General features: G+C 25.3%; 12 protein-coding genes. 9 read left to right on the top strand and 3 right to left on the bottom strand.

The annotated features are described in order from the left end of the window. The 3 genes from BN8917_RS10605 to BN8917_RS10595 are packed head-to-tail and all read left to right on the top strand — an operon-like array spanning position 1 to position 3,138. On the top strand, positions 1-1,467 hold the full coding sequence (locus BN8917_RS10605) for a lipid II flippase MurJ (protein WP_066874220.1): 1,467 nt from the start codon (positions 1-3) through the stop codon (positions 1,465-1,467). A 13-nt stretch (positions 1,468-1,480) separates the two neighbouring features. Then, positions 1,481-1,993 carry an acyltransferase gene (locus BN8917_RS10600; RefSeq protein WP_066874218.1) on the top strand — a complete coding sequence of 171 codons (513 nt, stop codon included), beginning with the start codon at positions 1,481-1,483 and terminating at the stop codon, positions 1,991-1,993. 41 nt (positions 1,994-2,034) lie between these two features. Beyond that, positions 2,035-3,138 (top strand): phosphotransferase enzyme family protein, encoded by a 1,104-nt coding sequence (locus BN8917_RS10595; RefSeq protein WP_066874217.1) that lies wholly within the window; start codon positions 2,035-2,037, stop codon positions 3,136-3,138. A gap of 147 nt (positions 3,139-3,285) precedes the next feature. Here the strand turns inward: BN8917_RS10595 and BN8917_RS10590 are convergent, their stop codons facing one another. From BN8917_RS10590 to BN8917_RS10580, 3 genes are all read right to left on the bottom strand, one after another. Further along, a complete protein-coding gene (locus BN8917_RS10590; protein WP_066874215.1) occupies positions 3,286-4,824 on the bottom strand; it encodes an SH3 domain-containing protein in 1,539 nt (512 codons plus the stop codon). A gap of 36 nt (positions 4,825-4,860) precedes the next feature. Then, the gene (locus BN8917_RS10585) at positions 4,861-6,312 is read right to left on the bottom strand and encodes an SH3 domain-containing protein (RefSeq protein ID WP_066874213.1); all 1,452 of its coding nucleotides are present in this window, start codon (positions 6,310-6,312) and stop codon (positions 4,861-4,863) included. A gap of 551 nt (positions 6,313-6,863) precedes the next feature. After that, positions 6,864-7,760 carry a hypothetical protein gene (locus tag BN8917_RS10580; RefSeq protein ID WP_066874211.1) on the bottom strand — a complete coding sequence of 299 codons (897 nt, stop codon included), beginning with the start codon at positions 7,758-7,760 and terminating at the stop codon, positions 6,864-6,866. Between the two features lie 310 nt (positions 7,761-8,070). Here BN8917_RS10580 and hydE point away from each other — a divergent pair, with 310 nt between their 5' ends. From hydE to BN8917_RS10550, 6 genes are all read left to right on the top strand, one after another. Next, positions 8,071-9,195, top strand: coding sequence for a [FeFe] hydrogenase H-cluster radical SAM maturase HydE (gene hydE / locus BN8917_RS10575; RefSeq protein WP_066874209.1), 1,125 nt, complete (start codon positions 8,071-8,073; stop codon positions 9,193-9,195). Positions 9,196-9,206: 11 nt separating this feature from the next. Further along, a complete protein-coding gene (gene hydG / locus BN8917_RS10570; protein ID WP_066874207.1) occupies positions 9,207-10,586 on the top strand; it encodes a [FeFe] hydrogenase H-cluster radical SAM maturase HydG in 1,380 nt (459 codons plus the stop codon). Positions 10,587-10,601: 15 nt separating this feature from the next. Then, positions 10,602-11,792: a [FeFe] hydrogenase H-cluster maturation GTPase HydF gene (gene hydF, locus BN8917_RS10565; RefSeq protein ID WP_066874205.1), complete on the top strand. Its 1,191-nt coding sequence runs from the start codon at positions 10,602-10,604 to the stop codon at positions 11,790-11,792. 203 nt (positions 11,793-11,995) lie between these two features. Beyond that, positions 11,996-12,574, top strand: coding sequence for a GNAT family N-acetyltransferase (locus BN8917_RS10560; protein ID WP_066874203.1), 579 nt, complete (start codon positions 11,996-11,998; stop codon positions 12,572-12,574). 242 nt (positions 12,575-12,816) lie between these two features. Further along, the gene (locus tag BN8917_RS10555; RefSeq protein WP_066874201.1) at positions 12,817-14,136 is read left to right on the top strand and encodes a hypothetical protein; all 1,320 of its coding nucleotides are present in this window, start codon (positions 12,817-12,819) and stop codon (positions 14,134-14,136) included. A 447-nt stretch (positions 14,137-14,583) separates the two neighbouring features. Then, a complete protein-coding gene (locus BN8917_RS10550; RefSeq protein WP_066874199.1) occupies positions 14,584-19,923 on the top strand; it encodes a hypothetical protein in 5,340 nt (1,779 codons plus the stop codon). Positions 19,924-20,073: the final 150 nt, after the last annotated feature.

The raw sequence follows: 20,073 nt of genomic DNA, 5'->3' as shown, positions 1-20,073 counted from the left end.
ATGAATAAAAATTATATTAGATTAGTAATTATGATTTTGTTATCAGTTTTAGCACAAATAGTTACTTTAGTAAAAACATCAATTGTTGCATCAAGTTTTGGGACAAGTATAGAGATGGATGGATATAATTTCATTAATAGTATAATTGGGTTGATTTTTGGATTTATTTCATTTGGAGTTACTACTATATTAATTCCTAATTATATGAATAAAAAAAATAGAAAGTATATAAATATATTTATTTTATTCATATATTTTATTACATTTATTATTTTCTTATTTACATTAATTTTCAAAAGAGATATACTTAGTATTTTTTATAATGGTGATAATCATTATTTTATAAAGGTTATATTAGATATATCCAGTATAATAATAATAACTCATTTTATACAAACATTTTTAGGTGTAACCAATGCTATTACACAATGTGAGGAGAAATTTAATATATCTAAGTTTCTAAATTTAATTCCATTATTTATTAGTGTTATATTATTATTTTCTAAAGATAAGATAACAATAAAGTATTATGCAAATATTGTTTTAATAGTTACTAGTGTAAATTTGGTATTACAATTTATTTTAATAAGAAGATATTTATATAAGCTTATAAAAGAGATAAAATATGAATTTGATATTTTGAAAAAAATGTTAAAATCATTTTTACCAATAGCAATTGGATCAAGCGTATATCAATTATCATTAAGTATAGATACAGTAATAGCATCCAAATTAGGGGATGGAGTAATATCACAATTAAATTACTCTAATAGTTTAAATGGAATGATAGTGACTTTAATATTAGGAAATTTAATGATATTTATATATCCTAAATTATCGAATGAAATAATAAATAAAAAAAATTACAGTAAAATATTTGATTATATGATATTTTTAAATATGGTAATAAGTTTAGTATCAATAGGAATAATACTAGTTGGAAAATATGGGGTTAAAATACTTTATCAAAGAGGAGAATTTACAAATACTACAACAAATATAGTGTACATTTGTTTAATTATATATTCATTATTGATGCCTATAAGTGCTATAAAAGATTTAATATATAAATATTTTTATATAAATGATGATACCTATACACCATTTAAAAATAGTATTTATACAAGTATGTTAAATATTGTAATAAGTATAATTTTATCTAAGTATATGGGGATATATGGAGTAGTGATAGGAACTTTAATAGCTACTATAATATCATTTAGTATGATATTAATTAAATTTAAAAATATATATAAATTTAATATATATAAAAAATATATTATAATTGAAAATATTAAAATATTATTAGTTTCAATATTTACAATTTTTACATTTATCTTTATCAAAAATATTATTGTTATTAATAATGATGTTATTGCATTAATAATTTATTCTATATTAATAGTTTTAATATATGTGATTGGAATTTTACTAGTTAAAAGTAGGGGGATTAAATTTAGATTTTAGGAGTTGGTTTTAGATGTTAGGTATAATTAATAAGATTAAAAATAACTCATATAATAAAAAAATAAAAAAAAGAGGCAATAATATAATTATAAATGGAATAATAAGTGTTGATAATATATCTAATTTATATTTAGGTAATTATGTATTTTTAAATAATGGAATGAAAATAAATGCAATGTCAGAAGTAAGAATAGGAAATAATGTTATCTTTGGGCCAGAAGTGATGATATGGTCAGCTGATCATAATTATGAAAATGCTGATACAATACCATATGATAGTAAAGTTAAAGATTTAGGGGTGATAATAGAGGATAATGTTTGGATTGGTGGACGAGTTACGATATTACCTGGAGTCAGAATTTCAGAGGGAGCTATAATTGGTATGGGGTCTGTTGTTACAAGGGATGTACCATATTGTGCTATTGTTGGAGGGAATCCAGCTAGAATTTTAAAATATAGAGATAAGGAGCATTATGAAGAAAAAAAATATTTAAAACACTTCTATTTAAATAAGAAATATAATTAATCAGAGGTTAGATTCATAATTTATATATAAAGGATCATAGAATGAATAAAAATTTATTAATAAAAGAAATAATAGATTCTTTTAATTTTAATGGAGAATTTATTTGCGAAAATTCTCATCATGTTGGTAATATAAATGATACATTCATTGTTAGTTTTAAAGATAAGGATAATATTAAAAAGTATATTATTCAAAGGATAAATCATAAAGTTTTTACTAAACCGGACAAGCTTATGGATAATATGAGCAAGATAACTTTACATATTTCAGATAAAGTAAAGTTATCAGGTGGAGATATTTTAAGGGAATCTTTAAATTTAGTAAAGACAAAAGAGGGTAAACATTATTATAAAACTGATTCTGGAGAGTATTGGAGAGCATTTTTATTTATAGAAGATGCTAGTACTTATATGAAGGTAGAAAAGCCAGATCATATTTATGAGGTAGGAAAAGCTTTAGGAAAGTTCCAAAATCAGCTTTCAGATTTTAATGTAGAGAATCTTTATGAAGTTATAAAAGATTTTCATAATACACCAAAGAGATATATGGATTTTCAAGAAGCAATAGAGAAAGATATTGCTGGTAGGGTAAGTACAGCCTTAGTAGAAATAAAATATATAATGGATAGGGCTGATGAGTTAAGTAGATTAGTTAACTTACAATATGATGGAAAACTTCCATTAAGGGTTACTCATAATGATACGAAAATTAATAATATTATGATAGATGATAATACAGGTAAAGCAATTTGTGTTATAGATCTTGATACTGTTATGCCAGGTTTATCATTATATGATTTTGGTGATGCAATAAGATCAGGTTGTAGTACAGCAGCTGAAGATGAAACTAATTTAGATAAGGTAAGTTTAGATATGAAGTTATATGAAAACTTTGTAAGAGGCTTATTAGAAGAGAGTAAGGAAACATTAAATAAATATGAAATAGAAAATATAGCATTTTCGGCTAAATTAATAACTATTGAGCTTGCTATGAGATTTTTAACAGATTATTTAAATGGAGATACATATTTTAAGGTAACAAGTGAGAATCATAATTTAGATAGAACAAGAAATCAATTAAAATTAGTTTCAGATATAGAGAATAATTTTGATATGATGAATGAGATAGTTAGTAAATATATTTAGCTTTATTTATTGTTATAATATCTTAGTAAAATTAAATTATAATAAAAAAGAATCTAATTGGACAAGCTTCCGATTAGATTCTTTTTCTTATTATAAAATCTTAATCCTAATAAAATTTTATTAGAATTTAAATATTAAGATATATTTTTAGAATTTAGATGAATAATAATTAGTTTCTCCACTTGCACATGGTTGATAAGTACCAGTTATAGCTATATTATCTTTAGTTACAGTTTGTCCTTCAGGTGTAGTATAAGTTAAGTTATATTCCATTCCATTATGGCACATTCCAACTAAAGGATTTAGGTTTGATACTGTTACTTTATCTCCAGTTCCATCAAATTCTACATTTAGTGCATGTTCAAATACTTTAGAGCACCACATTTCTTTATATTTATCATTTTCTACTGTTAATGAATATCCAACAGGCTTTGTGTATCTAGGAGCAACATCAACTACCAGGTAATTATATTTATCAGCTAGTCCATCAGGCTGTATACACTTATTAGGAATCCAGCCAAGTGTATTACCATATGCAACAAGACTCCAGTTGTTTCCTTGAAGTAGAATAACCATTTTACTTCCTGTGGGTACAGTAGCTTGTATATTAGATAATATTGTTGGATAATTTCTTAATTTTAAATTTTCATATTTACTATTTCCAATACATTTAGCATCAAGTGCTTGGAATGATGTTGAATTATATAATCCTTCTGATAATGAAGCTAATGATTTTCTTATATTAGTAGGTTCATTAGAATCTCCACTAACAACAGGATTATTTTTTAGGTTAACAAAACCAATTTGATCTGTGATGTTATTATAAACTTCAGCAAAGTTTTTATTTATGCAAGTAATTCTTAGATGAGAATTATTTATATTAGTTCCATTTTCATTAAGTTTTGCATCCTCTTCTGAAGTATAAAACATAGTAGGAGTATTAAAATTCTTAAATACCATATTAGCATAATAAGCTTTACTTCCATCAGGTAAAGTTATATATGATGTTTGAGCTGGAATAGTTGAGTCATCTATTGTTATAGGCTCTGATGTATAATCCCATGTTTCAGGAAGTGCAGGATTTGATTGTGTAATAGCAAGACCAGAAACTGGTATAGCTATAGCTTTTACAGCAGTACTTTCAAGAACATGTTTATTTGTTATATAACTAGCTGTATACATAACAGTTAATGTAGATTTTCCATTTTGATAACTAACATAAATTCTATGAATATTAATTTGTACACTATAATCATTACTATATAATTTTTTAAATGTAGGTGTAATCATAGAACTATATCTTTCTAAATCAGCTTGATTATTAGTAAAGTTTATTTTAAAAGGTAGTTTATAAGCAAATTGTTCACTATATTTATCCTTTGAAGAATTATTAGTATTAGAAGTATCTTGCTTAGAAATAAGAACACTATTATTAGTAGGGTTTTTATCTTGAGTAGTGTTACTATTTTTATTAATACTATCATTAGTTTCATTATTAGTACTATTAATTTTCTGCGTAGTTTCATTTATTTTAGGTTTAGTTATTTCAGGTTGTAAAATAGCAGATGTTGCTTGAGCATTTTCAGATGTATAGACATTTACAGCTTCTTTTGCTAAATTTGAAGCTATAGCATATCCAGCTCCAACTGCTAACACTAAAATTCCAATTAAAATTAATTTTTTCATAAGTTTTTCCCCCAACTTTAAAAAGTAATTAGAATATTATGATTGTGAATAATAATTAGTTTCTCCACCTGTTACTGAATTAGTTCCTCCAGCTATTTCAATATTATTTTTAGTTACAGTTTTTCCTTCAGGTGTAGTATAAGTTAAGTTATAAGCCATTCCAATATGACCCATTCCAATTAAAGGATCTAAGTTTGATACTGTTACTTTATCTCCAGTTCTATCAAATTCTACATTTAATGCATGTATAAGTATTGAATAAGGAACCTCATCTTGATTATATTTAGTGTTAGTATCTATATTTAATGAATATCCTACTGGATTAGTATATCTAGGTGCAATATCCATAGTATTTATTTCATCAGCAGCACCTTCATCTAAAATATATTTATTAGGAATCCAGCCTAAAGTATTTCCATCTGCTACAAGACTCCAAGTATTACCTTGTTCTATAACAATCATATTAGTACCACCTTGTATAGTAGCTTGAACTCCAGATCTTATAGTAGGATACTTTCTTAAATCTACTATTTGATATTTATTTTTTACCTTACATTTATAATCAACTACTAAAAATGAAGTTGAATTATATATGCCTTGAAGAGGAGTTGAGTTTAAAGGCTTTCTAATTTTATTATTAGGTGTCTGAGTATCAAGACTAATAAGTGGATTATCCTTTAAGTTTATAAATCCAATTTCACCTGTAGATTTATCATATACTTCTGCATAGGTTTTATTTATATTTGTTACTATAAGATAAGCATTATTTACTTTAATTCCATCATTATTAAGTCTTGCATCTTCCTCTGAATTATAGAACATAACAGGAGTATTAAAGTTTTTAAATACCATATTAGCATAATAAGCTTTACTTCCATCATCTAAAGTTATATATGATGTATTAGTAGGAATAGCTGTACCATCTATTGTTATAGGCTGTGATGTATAATCCCATGTTTCAGGTAGTGCAGGATTTGATTGTGTAACAGCAAGATCAGGCACAGATATAGGTATAGCTTTTATAGCGGTTCTTTCAATCTTATGAGTATCAGTTATATAACTAGCTGTATATAGAACAGTTAAAGTAGGATTTTTGTTTTCACAGCTAACATAAATTCTATAAATATTAATTTCTACACTATAATCGTTACTATATAATTTTTTAAAAGTAGGAGTAATCATATTTCTATAATGTTCTAAATTAGCTTGGCTACCAACAAAATTTAATTCGAAAGGTAGTTTATAAGAAAACTCCGTACCATATTTATTTTCAGAAGATTTATCTAAATTATTATCTTTATCAGATGTATTATTAACTTGTTTTGATGTTTCTTTATTATTTTCTTGTTTAGCTAGTAAAGTAGTAGAAGTAGTTTTTGTATTTTCAGCTGCATTCGCCTTTATTGTACCTTTTTCAGCATTTGTAGCAAAAATATATCCACCAGCAACAGCTACTACTAAAACTCCTAATATAAATAATTTTTTCATATATTTTCTCCTAATTTACAAATTTTAAAAATGTACACTTTGATAATGCGATTATATATCTAAAGAGATTATGTAGCAATTTATGTCAAAATATATTCTTTACCTTAATAAAGCTTTTGATATAAATATTAGTATTATAAATAAAAGTTTATTAAGAGTATTAATAATAAAAGGAGTGGATTGAAGATAATATAATAATAAATTAAATATAAAATTATTATTGTATTAATAAAAGTTGAAAGATATTTATAATCTAAAATGTAAAAAAGTTTAAATTTGTTGTATTAAATTTGTAAAAGAGTTTTATTAAATTTAATTATTTATTACTAAATTTATAGAAAATAGAATTAGTAATTAAATAAGATAAAAAGCTAATGTTTTAAACCCTTAAAAGAATATTAAAAATAAAAAGGACTATCTAAAGTTGATAATCCTTTTTATTATTTAGTATTATATAAATTTAAAAGTTTTAATGAGTAACTATTAAATATGTTAATTACTTATATTATTGAGATAAAAATAATTTATTAATAATTTTTATAGTTATTTTATTAATCTAAATTAGAATAAGTAGCTACAATAGCTCCTGTATTTGGATTAACTATACCACATATAGCTTCATCTTTTATTGTTACAGTTTTACCACTAGGTGTAGTATAAGTTAAATTATAAATTGCACCATAATGCTCCATACCTTCTATTCCACTTGTCTCAGTAGCTATTACTTTATCTCCTGTACCATCAAATTGTATATTTAAAGCAGTTTTTAAAGCTTCATGATTGCTTCCTTCACCAGAAATACCTTTTAAAGTTAAAGAATATCCAACAGGTTCATTATATCTAGGTGCATAGTTATAATCACTATTAATAGCAGTAGTGCTAGTAGTTGGATATGGTTGTGTACCTGAATTTTGAGTAGGAATAGTTATATCTTCTATAGCTGTATGTACAAGTTTATGGTCACTTGTTATATAAGTAGCTGTATATGTGACTGCTATTGCTTCAGGTGTAGAAAATGGACCTGGAATAGTATGTCCTTTAAGTATATTTACTTGAACACTATGATATTGTCCATACAATCCTTTAAAAGAAGGTTCTAAGATAGAATTATATTTTTCTAAACCGCTTTGATCATTACTATAATTCATTTTAAATGGATAATAATATGAAAATTGTTGTCCATAATTTTGACATGAGGAATTGGAGCTAGAGTTATTACTTCCTGTATTAATATTTTGATTTGAGTTTGAATTATTACTTTCTCCACTAGTATTTTGAGTAGATGTATTATTAGTAGAACCATCTCCAGTAGAATTATTTCCTATAGTATTACTAGATATATTTTCACTTGCATTAGCTTTAACAGAGCCATGTCCAGAATTTGTTGCAAACAAGTATCCAATACCAGCAGCTGCTAATAGTGCTATTATTATAAATAATTTTTTCATTTGTTTTCTCCTTATATATTTTTTTAAAAAGTTAATAATATGTATTTTTACCAAGGGAAATTATACATTTAATGAGAATATAAATCAATTTGATAAAGTATGTGCTATTTTCAGTTATATAAGTAATATAGATGAATATTAGTAACTAAATGAAATTAATGTTAACAAAATTAATAAAAAACAATAAAAAAAATAATAAATAAATACTTGATAGACAATATTTTCTAGTAGATTTATAATTAAAAATATTGGGGATTTTAAATGAACTATTTGTAATTTATAACAATATTTAAAGTTTAAGGGGATAAATATGAATATCATAAAAATAATAGATAAGCTTTATAAAGAAAGTAATGCAACAAGAGAAGAGCTTTTATATATTCTTGATAATATTAATGATGAAGAAAAAGAGTATTTAAGAATAAAAGCTGATGAGGTAAGGAAAAGAGTTTATGGGAATAAGGTCTATATGAGGGGACTTATTGAGTTTACTAATTTTTGTAGAAGAGATTGTATGTATTGTGGAATTAGAAGAAGCAATAAAAATGCAGATAGGTATAGGCTAACTTTTGAGCAGATTATGGAATGTGCTAATATTGGAGACAAGCTAGGTTATAAAACTTATGTACTTCAAGGTGGAGAAGATGCTTATTTTACAGATGATAGAATGGTGGAAATTATAAAAGAAATTAAAAGAAGATTTCCAAGGAATGCTATAACTTTATCTTTAGGTGAAAGAAGTTATGAATCATATAAAAAGATGTATGAGGCTGGAGCAGATAGATATCTTTTAAGACATGAGACTGCCTCAAATCATTTGTATGAAAAATTACATCCAGGTTGTACTATGAATGAAAGACGAGAGTGTCTTTATAATTTAAAGACAATAGGATATCAAGTTGGAGCTGGCTTTATGGTTGGACTACCAGAGCAGACTAATGATGATTTAGTAAATGATTTAATATTTGTTAAAGAATTTAAACCTCACATGTGTGGAATAGGTCCATTTATTCCTCAAAAAGATACTCCACTTGGAAAAGAATCAGGAGGAACTCTTGAAAAAACAGTTTTAATGTTATCTTTAGTGAGATTATTAATTCCAGATGTATTGCTTCCAGCAACTACTGCGCTTGGAAGTATTGATCCACTTGGAAGAGAAAAGGGGATAAAGGCAGGAGGGAATGTTGTTATGCCAAATTTATCTCCTACAAATGTTAGAGATAAATATGCTCTTTATGATGGTAAGATTTGTACAGGGGATGAAGCAGCTGAATGTAGAATGTGTATTGAAGGTAGAATGAGAAAGGCTGGATATGAGATAGAAGTTACTAGAGGAGATAATGCTACTTGGCTTGAGACTATACAGGGACAAAAAATAGTAGAGAAAAATATAAAGAAAGCTGTAAATGGAAATATACAATTAATTTTTGATTAGGGGGAAAAGATATGTTTATAAATCATGATTTAATAAGTAGAGTTTTAGAAGATACAAAGAATCCAAGTAAAGAAGAAGCAAGGGCAGTAATAGATAAAGCTAAAAGTGGTAAGAGATTAGATTATAGAGAAATAGCTGTATTATTATCAACTTCTGATGAAGATGTAGTTAAAGAAATATATAATTTAGCAGGAAAAATAAAAGAAAATATATATGGAAAAAGAATTGTAATGTTTGCTCCTTTATATGTTAGCGATTATTGTGTTAATAATTGTGTTTATTGTGGTTACAAAAGATGTAATACATTTAAAAGAAGAAAGCTTACTCAAGAAGAAGTGGCTAATGAAGTTAAGATATTAGAAAAAATGGGACATAAAAGACTTGCTTTAGAACTAGGAGAAGATCCATTAAATGCTCCTATTGATTATGTTTTAGAATGTCTTGATACTATATATAATACTCAAAATGAAAATGGGGCAATAAGAAGAGTTAATGTAAATATTGCTGCAACTACAAAAGCAAATTATAGAAAGCTAAAGGAAAAGGGAATAGGAACCTATATTTTATTCCAAGAAACTTATCACAAACCAACTTATGAACTTATGCATCCAAATTCATTAAAAGGTGATTATGATTATCATCTTACTGCTTTTGATAGAGCAATGGAAGCTGGAATTGATGATGTAGGAGCTGGAGCTTTATTTGGACTAGCAGATCCAAAGTTTGAAGTTTTAGGTCTTATGATGCACAATAATTATCTTGAAGAAAAGTATGGTGTAGGTTTCCATACAATTTCAGTTCCTAGACTTAAAAAAGCAGGGGGAGTTAGTTTAGAAAATTATCCACATCTTTTAAGTGATGAAATGTTTAAAAGAGTAGTTGCTGTTCTTAGAATAGCTGTGCCTTATGTTGGTATTATACTTTCAACAAGAGAAACAGCTAAGATGAGAAGAGAAGTCTTAAGATATGGAGTATCTCAAGTTTCGGCAGGTTCTAGCACTGGAGTTGGTGGATATAAGGAAAGGGAAGAAAATGGAAGTGATGATAAGCAATTTCAAACTGAAGATGATAGAACTCCTTTAGAAGTAATTAAAGAACTTCTTGATGATGGATATATACCAAGTTATTGTACTGCTTGTTACAGAACAGGAAGAACTGGAGATAGATTTATGGAACTTGCTAAATCAGGAGAAATACAAAATGTATGTGAGCCTAATGCTATAACAACACTTGTTGAATATGCTCTTGATTATGGTGATGAAGAATTTAAAGAAAAAGCAATGAAAACAGCTTTAAAAGTAGTATCAGAAATAAAAAATGAAAGAATTAAAAATATAGTAGAAAAAAATATTGAAAAACTAAAACAAGGTAAAAGAGATTTATTCTTATAATTAGGGGGAGCTAAGATGCTTAGAACACCAAATTCAAATAGAAAGCACATAGGTATATTTGGAAATACAAACTCTGGAAAGTCTTCTTTAATGAATAGAATAGTAAATCAAGATATTTCACTTGTATCTGAAAATAAAGGAACAACAACTGATACAGTAAAAAAAGCTATGGAGATTATAGGAGTAGGACCAGTTTTATTTTTAGATACAGCAGGATTAAATGATGATACTATTCTTGGAGAAAAAAGAATAGAGAAGACTATGGAAACTTTAAAAAAAGTAGATTTAGCTATCTTTGTTATTGATGGTAAAAATATCGATTTAAATTCATATAAAAAATGGGAAGAAGAGATAAAGAAATATAATCTTAGTTCGATAATTGTTGTAAATAAAAAAGAATTACTAAGTGAAATACAGATTAGAGAGATACAAGATAAATTAGAGGATGTTTTATTTATTTCAGCTAAAGAAGATATAGGCATAGATAAGCTTATAGATAAGATAAGTTTATCTTTAGATAAATTAGAAGCAGAAAAAAGTTTAATTGCTGATATTTTGCCTTATGGATCAACAGTTGTTATGGTTGTTCCAATAGATTCAGAAGCTCCAAAAGGTAGACTTATACTTCCACAGGTTCAGCTTATTAGAGATTGTTTGGATAATGGGATTAAAAGCTATGTTTTGAGAGATACAGAACTTGAAGAGGGACTTTCTGATATGAAAAAAGTTGATTTAGTAGTTACTGATTCACAAGCATTTAAAAAAGTTAATAAAATTCTTCCAAAGGATATTCCTTTAACTAGCTTTTCAATATTATTTGCAAGACAAAAAGGTGATTTAGATACTTTTGTTAAGGGGGCCTATAAAATTAAAGAATTAAAAGAAGGAAGTAAGATTTTAATAGCTGAGAGTTGTAGTCATAATGTTTCACATGAGGATATTGGTAAAGTTAAGATACCAAAACTTTTAGAAAAATATGTTGGAGCTAAATTAGATTTTACTTTTAGAATGGGACATGATTTTCCAAATGATATAGAAAAATACGATTTAATAATTCATTGTGGAGCGTGCATGATAAATAGAAAGACTGTTATTAATAGAATAAATGAATGTGAGAAAAAAGAGATTCCAATTACTAATTATGGGATAGTTTTAGCTTTTCTAAATGGGATTTTAGATAGGTCTATTAGTATTTTTAGTAGATAAAAATATATGATTTATCAATACTTTATTTTACAATTAACATTTTGTTAAAAAAATATTAATTAAATTGATAAAAAATCTTTAAATACCTCTTAAATTTATAAATTAATATATTTAAAATAACTTAAAATTATATTATAATAATATTCGCAATATATCAGTAATTTATTCATTAAGCAATAAAAATAGTAATAGGAGGTTAGGTAATGGAAAAGTATGAAATAGTGCAATTAGAAGAAAAATATTGGGGCGAAATGGTCGCCATATATAAAGAATCAATAGATACAGGCATCATTACTTTTCAAAGGACAGTGCCTAGCTACGAAGAATGGATGGATTCCCATCTTAAGGGGTTTAATATAATTTTACTAGAAGATGGAGTTGTTTTAGGATTTGCAGCACTTACAGCTATGAATGCTAAATACCAATACAGAGGAGTTGCTGAGCTTAGCATATATGTTAAGTCAGGTCAAAGAGGAAAAGGTATTGGGACAAAACTTTTAAATGAACTTATAAGATTATCAGAAGAAGCAGGAATATGGACACTTCAAGCAACAATATTAGACGGTAATATTGGAAGCAAGAAGTTACATGAAAAATGTGGATTTAGAGAAGTTGGATATAGAGAAAAGATAGCTCAAACTATATTTGGAGTATGGAAAGATACTTTCTTAATGGAAAGAAGAAGTAATATAGGACTTTCAGAAGTTATAGACTTCAATGTTATTAAGGAAGCAGAAATGAATAATTTAGTTTCAGAAACAGAAGTTGTGTTAGAAGCTTAGTATTAAATATTTTATAAAAGTATGATTTATAGAAAATAATTAAGTAGAGATTTAATTATATTTTATATCTTATACTTTTATTTTTTTATATATAATTTTTATGAGAATTAATATTATGTAAATGTATTTATATTAATTTAAATAGCAATTACAATTATTCTCATAAAGCCATAATTATTACTGATTTGTAACTGTTATTGTTTATAATATTTATATACATATTTCAAGGAGAAAAATAAAGAATGAATTCAAAAAATATATTATCAATTATGGCATTAGCTGGTGTTTCACTTGTTAATACGCAGCCTATACCGCCAGATGATATTACTGGGAATAATACTACTTATAATAATAGTGAATTCAATGATAAAAGTACTAAAGCTAAAAAAGATACAACTATAAATACAAGGGTTAAAAGAGATAATAATGCTACTACATATGAGATTGAAAATAATATTATAACTATGAGTAATATCTGGGAGGAACCAATTGGAGTTTTAAGATTTAATCCTTTAACAAATAAGATATTATTTAGAAAGGGCTGGGCAGGATTTAATGATTTAGTAGATTCAAAAGATACTTTTTCTATTAGTTTATATAGATATAATAAAACTTTAATAAAATCTGTCTTTATCAATATAGGGGAAGAGCCACAAAGTAAATTAAGCTTAGCTTTTAATAATTTAAGTTTTTTTTATGGAGATATTTTAAAGATAGATTATAGTGAATCTATTAATGTAAATATATCTAATTTTAATGGTGGAAGGGATTATCAAATAAGTAATCCTATTTTTGTGGAAATAACTAGAGATGGATTAGAAGAACTTCCTTATGAATTAACAGAGAAAGAAATAATAAATGCAAATAAGGTAATAGAAGTTAGTAATACTATTAGTATAGAAACTAATAATAAAAAAGTGGAAGAAAATTTTGATGATGCTATAAAAGTATATACTCCAGAAGGAAATAGGGTAAGTGGACAAGAGTACATAGAGAAAAACTTATTAGATATTTTAATTAATACAAATGTTGATTCCGATAAAGATATAGTTTCAAATAAAGAGGAAGTTACTTGTGTTAATAATGTTGAAGTTGTAGATAGTGAAACAATGGAGGTTATTTTGAAATTATCTGCAACTGGGAAAAAGGGAGAAGAAACAGGGTTTAAAGAACCTGAAATTCCAAGTGGCTATCATTTAATGGATATAACTAATTTAAGAGGAGAAATTGTATCTGGAGTTCCAGAAAAGTTTTCTGTTGAAAATGAAATAATAACTTATTATGTTGTAAAAGATATAATACATAAAGTACATATGGAGATTAAAAATGATCAGGGAGAAATTATATTAGCAAAACATGAAGTAACAAGTGGCTCACCTGGTTCTTATATAAATATAGATATTCCAAAGGTATTAGATAATTATCATGTTTCAAAGATCCTTATTAATGGAATAGAAGCAAATAAGGATATAAATGGAGAGTATATTCTTCCAACTAGATTATCAGATAACAATTTTACTGAGATTAATGAAAATATAGAGGTTATTATTAGTGAAATATAGATATTTAAATGATTAAGCTAAACAAATTATTTATAAAAGAGATAAAAATTAAACTATATATAAATACATATATTTTGTATTTATGTATAGTTTTTTTATTAAAAATAACTTTTAAATGGAAAATATTAGTTGGAAAAATTATAGTTATAAAAATATATTTGAAATTTTATTTATTTTATTTTTTTTAGGATTTTATATTTATAAATATTATAAAAATAAAATATCGTAACTAATAATTTGCTATTAAGCATTATATTTGTTAATTGTATATCGATAATTATTAATATATAATCAGTATTGTTAATTATTAATTAATATTTGTTAATAATTATAAACTTAATCTTTAACTTAGAAATTAATTTGTATACAAATTGTAATAAAGATAACATTTAAAAGATGAAATCATGTAAATATATAGTTATATATAGGTATGAGGAGATTAAAAGTATGAATACCAAAAAAATATTATCAATTATAAGTTTAGCTGGAGTAATGGCTATGAATGTACAGCCAATAGCATCAAGTATGAGTAATAATAAAGTTTTATTAGCTAGTACTACTAAAATAGAAAAAAGTAATGAAACAAACAAAACTATTATAAAAAATAATAGTTTAGATAATCAGAAAATTCAATTATTCTGTGATTACTATGGACCATATATATCAGGAGCAATAAAGTTTAATACTATTAATAATAAGATAGAAATAAGTCCAATAAATAATAGAAAATTTTCTAATACTAGAACTAATAAAGCGTTTAGTATTACTTTATATAGTAAAGATGGAACAATAATAAAGAGTAAAAGTTATAGTGATTCAGAAAATATTAATGATATAGCAAAAGATTTTAATGGATTAACATTTAATTATGGAGATAGAATATCAATCCAAAGTACAGGATTATATGTATGGACTAGTGGAATAGATTCAAGAAGTAATTATCCAGAAGATCTTGGAACTAATGCTAAGCCAAATGAAAATATTAATTATGAAATTACACAAGATGGATTAAAGAAAATTGAAGATAATTTAATTGTAAATCCTATATATTTTACTTTAAATAGTAATAAGATAAATGTTTCAGGTAAAGCAAAACCAAATATGATAGTAAATATATGGGTAGATAATAAAGATTATAAAACAACTTCAGATTCTAAGGGGATTTATAATTTAGATATAACAGCAGATAAAAATATAACAGTATCAACTAAAATTAAAGTTTTAGCAGAAGGAGAAAAAGAAAAAATAGTAAACCCTATATTAAATCCTAATATATACAAAATTAGTGAAAATAATATAAGTATTGATAATATTTGGAACCAACATATTGGCACTTTAAAATTTAATCCTCTAACATCTAAAATAGAATTTATAAAAGATTGGGCGCAAATAAATCCATATGTATCAAAAGATGATGAAGTTTTTTCTATAAGTATGTATAAAAGTAATGGTAAGTTGGTTAAAACAGTAAAAGTTAAAGGTACTGAACATCCACAGACTGAATTAAGTAATACTTTTAATAATTTAAATTTTTCTTATGGTGATATTATAAAAATAGATTACAAGAAATCAAGTAAATTAAAAATATCTAATTTTAATAATGAAAAACAATATTTAATAAATAAACCTATTGAAATGAAAATAACACAAGATGGATTAAAGTTATGTGATATGACTGAAATCAAAGTTAATCCTTTTGGTGTTTTAGGAAATGGAAAAATAACAACAGGTATTATTTCAGGGAATATTAATAAAGCTAATCAAGTAGTAAATGTAATTGTTGAAGGAAAAGAATTTACAACTAAATCTAACTCAGAAGGAAAATTTGAAGTTAATATTTCTGATGTTAATGGATTTACAAATGAAACTAATATATTAGTAGAAACTGATGGGCAACTTACTACAACTATAAATCCATCAGTTAATAAAAATTTAGGTATATTAAAATCTAAGATATATATATCAGATAAAAATAAGGATGCAACTTATGGACAAACTATAAGTTTTAATCCAGCAACAATGACAGTAAATAATGAAAGAGGGAAAGCTTTTGCAGCACAACTTATAGATGGTAAATCAGGAAAGCTTATAGCAAGTTGTGCTACAAGCAATTTTAATGTATTTGATTCAAAAGAGGATTTAAATGGTGCTCATTTTAAATATGGAGATATAATTGCTGTGTATGAAAGTAAGGAAACACAGTTATCTTGCGGAAATTTATTACTTGATGATGGAAAAACTAAGATTGATGCTGTAGATAAATTTAAATGTTTTAAAATAACACCGAGTGGATTAGTACCATTAGAAAATAAAGATTTAATTACTTCACAAGCTTTATATAAAGGTAATCAAAATATAGTTTTAACAGGTAAAACGTTGCCTAATGCAGATGTAAATGCTTATTTCAATAATGGATCAAAAATTGTTAAAGCAGATAATAATGGTAATTTTTCAATAGAAATACCTATTAATGATGCACCTATAGATAGTGAAATTAGAGTTTTTGTTAATAATGATAATAATAAAATCTTAACAGTAAAATATGATTCTAATTTAATAAATATAAATACAAATAGAATAGAAGTTTTAAATAATACTAATGTTCCAATATTTAATGTAAGTTTTAACCCTGTTAATAATACATTGCAAGCAGCAGCAAATCCTTTAAGTAAGACATATACAGGAGCATTTTATGGAGATTCTTTAAATATAAAGCTTATAGATTCTAAAACAGGAAAGTATATATATTCTTTCAAAGGTAATAAATTAGATGACATTAATGGCTTTATATCAGAAGTAAATAATAAAAATTATAAACTTGGAGATATAATAGAAGTCTCATATAATCCACAGTTTGTTAAAGCTAATGTTTATGATGGAAAGAATAGTATAGGAAATACTACTGGAGCAAAAGAATATTTTGAGATAACAAATAAGGGGCTTGTAAATTTAAATAATAAATTTATTAATGTAAAACCACTAGATATCTTAAGTAATGAAAAAGTAATATCAGCTAATATAGAAGGTACTGCAAAACCTAATACTTTTGTAGATGTTTCAGTTGATGGAAACATATTTAAGGGAATGACAAATGGAAATGGTAATTTTAATATTGCTATAAATGATAAAGATGGATTTACAAATAATACAAATATTATTGTATCATCAGAAGGATATATACCAACACAAATTACTCCATCAATAAAGTCTAATATACAATTAATGAATAGTTATATAAACTTTTATGATAATCAAGGATGGCAAGGAAAATTATCATCAAGTATAACATTTAATCCACAAACTATGAAGTTTATAGTAAATAATTATGCTGATAGTTTTGGAGATGGAAAATCCCATTACTTTAATTTTAATTTATATAACACTAATGGAGATAAAATTTTAAGTTCTTCAGTTAATAATGGAGCAACAAGTCAATTAACAAATCTTTTAAATGAAAAATCATTTAATTATGGTGACATAATAGGATTAAGTTATAATAAGGATATTTCTAGACCAGTTGTTTTAAATGGAAATAAGATATTAAGTAATATAAGTGGTGATGAAGAGTACTTTAAAATAACAAAAGAGGGCCTTGTGAAAGTTAATTTTGGACAAAATGCTTATACAAGTAATGTTTCTTGGGATAATAATAATTTAGTTGTAGATAGTAATATAGCTAATGGACAAAGTGAAAATATATTAAAAGCTAATAAAAAGCTTGTTATATTAGATTCAAATAATAAAATTGTAGATTCAGTAAATACAAGCATATTAAATAATAATGAGCTAAGTGTACAAGCTATAATACCAGAATCAATTTTAAATAAATTAGTAGTAGGACAACATTATACATTTGCTTTAGAGGTAAATAATAAATTATTCCCAATAAAAGTTTCATCAAATACTCCAAGTAATTCAAAGTATATATTAGAAGGAAATTCAGATAATTTACTTTTAATAGCTGTTACTGAGAAATCAGTTATTAATATAGATAAATCAAGTGATATATCAAGTTATGCTAAAGAATTTGAGATTAATATTAATTCAATGATGAATACTAATAATAATGCTGATATATTAGGTTCTGATAAGTTAAATTATGATATTACTACAAGAGAGTTTATAACAAGAGTTGGGGAAACAAACTTAGAAAACTTCTTTAATAAAAGTGAAGCTAATAAAGAGTTTATAAACTGGGTGCTAAATAATAAAATTGCTATGCAAGAATATTTACAAGCAACAAATCCAAAAGAAATGAATATTAATGGGCTACAAATTTGGTCTGATATATGGAACAAATATACAAACTCAAGAACAGGATTTAATTTAAAATTAGCAATAGCTGTTGCAGTAAGTAATGCTACGCCAATAAAGGCTTGGCCGGGTAAAGGTACTGTAGGAGATCCAGTTGAAAGATACAATATATTTGAAACTTTAAATGAGGAAGGTGAAATGCTTCCTATATTTAAAACTTTAGATATTAGACATATAATGTACGTTGTTAATACACATATACCTAATTCTCAAATATTAGGGATGAGAGCTGTAATAATGCAAAATCATAATGCTTTTATAAATGCAAATGGACATAGTGGTTTAAATAATATAGCTTATACAATAAATTATAATGAAATAAATCCTCATACAGGAGTAAGCGTATTTGGACCAGATTTCTATGGAGCAAATCCAAGTCCATTAGATGTTTGGTATGATGGAGGAGTGTGTGGTTCTACATCTTATATAGGAGCATCTGCTTGTCAAATATTTGGTATGCCAGCACAACCAGTTGGACAACCAGGACATTGTGCATTTATATTTTATAATAATCAAAAGGAATGGGTTCTAGGAAATAATATTAGTGGATGGTCAGGCAGCTCAGGAGCTGATATTAGTGGATGGTCAAAAGGCATAGCAACTAATGGGAATGTAACAAATTATAATTTATTATATGAAAATATAGATAAGCAAAAGTTAAGTAATTCAAATGAATATTTATGGTTAGCAAGTTCTAGAACTTCTTACAAAGATAAGATGAATGCAATAGATAAGGCTATAAGTATAGAACCTTTAAATCTAGAAGCATGGCTTGATAAGATTAATTTAATGAAGACAAATAATAATCTTACAGTAAAAGATTATATGAATCTTAGTGAGGAAATTATAAAAGCACTTAAAGATTATCCAATGCCTATGTTTGATATATTATTACAAATTAAAAATCAAATATTAAATAATGGAACAACTTTAGATTATAATTATTATGTTGATTCTATTCAAAAGGCTTTAAATTTAGTTGAAAATCCTAATCAAAAACCAATTGCTAAGGATATGTTAAATCTAATGCCAAAAGAAGGCTTAGAAAAGGGAGTTACTCCTTTAACTAATTCTAGTATTACTATTAATAATATATGGAATCAATCATTAGCTAAATTAGGTTTCAATACTTTAAGTATGAAAATGAATGTTAATAAAGGATGGTCAGTAATAAATCCATATTTAAAAGAAAGAGCATTCACTATAGGATTATATAATAAAAATAATGAATTAATAAAAAGTGTAACACTAAAAGGTGGGGATTATCCAGAGGATCCACTATATAATGCATTTAATAATTTAGATTTTAAATATGGAGATAAAATATTTATAGACTATAATAGAAGTTCTAAAATAAGTATTTCACATTTATATAAGGATAATATTTTAAATAATTCATATGATGTAAATAAGTCTAGTGTATTTGAAATAACTAAAAATGGTTTAGTTTATATAGGAGATAGTATAAATTAAAACTTAACAAAAATAATATAGTTAAGGAAATCTGCAAATAAATTTATTTGCAGATTTTTTTATTTCATGAAGCTTGGAAATATAATTTAATAATATGAGATATAAATGGAATAGATTTTATTTAGTGGTGAATAATTATTTATATAATAT

Source organism: Clostridium mediterraneense, assembly GCF_900091705.1.
Taxonomy (GTDB): domain Bacteria; phylum Bacillota; class Clostridia; order Clostridiales; family Clostridiaceae; genus Sarcina; species Sarcina mediterraneense.
The sequence above is the reverse complement of the archived record's forward strand: the minus strand, read 5'-3'. Positions and strand labels throughout refer to the sequence as shown.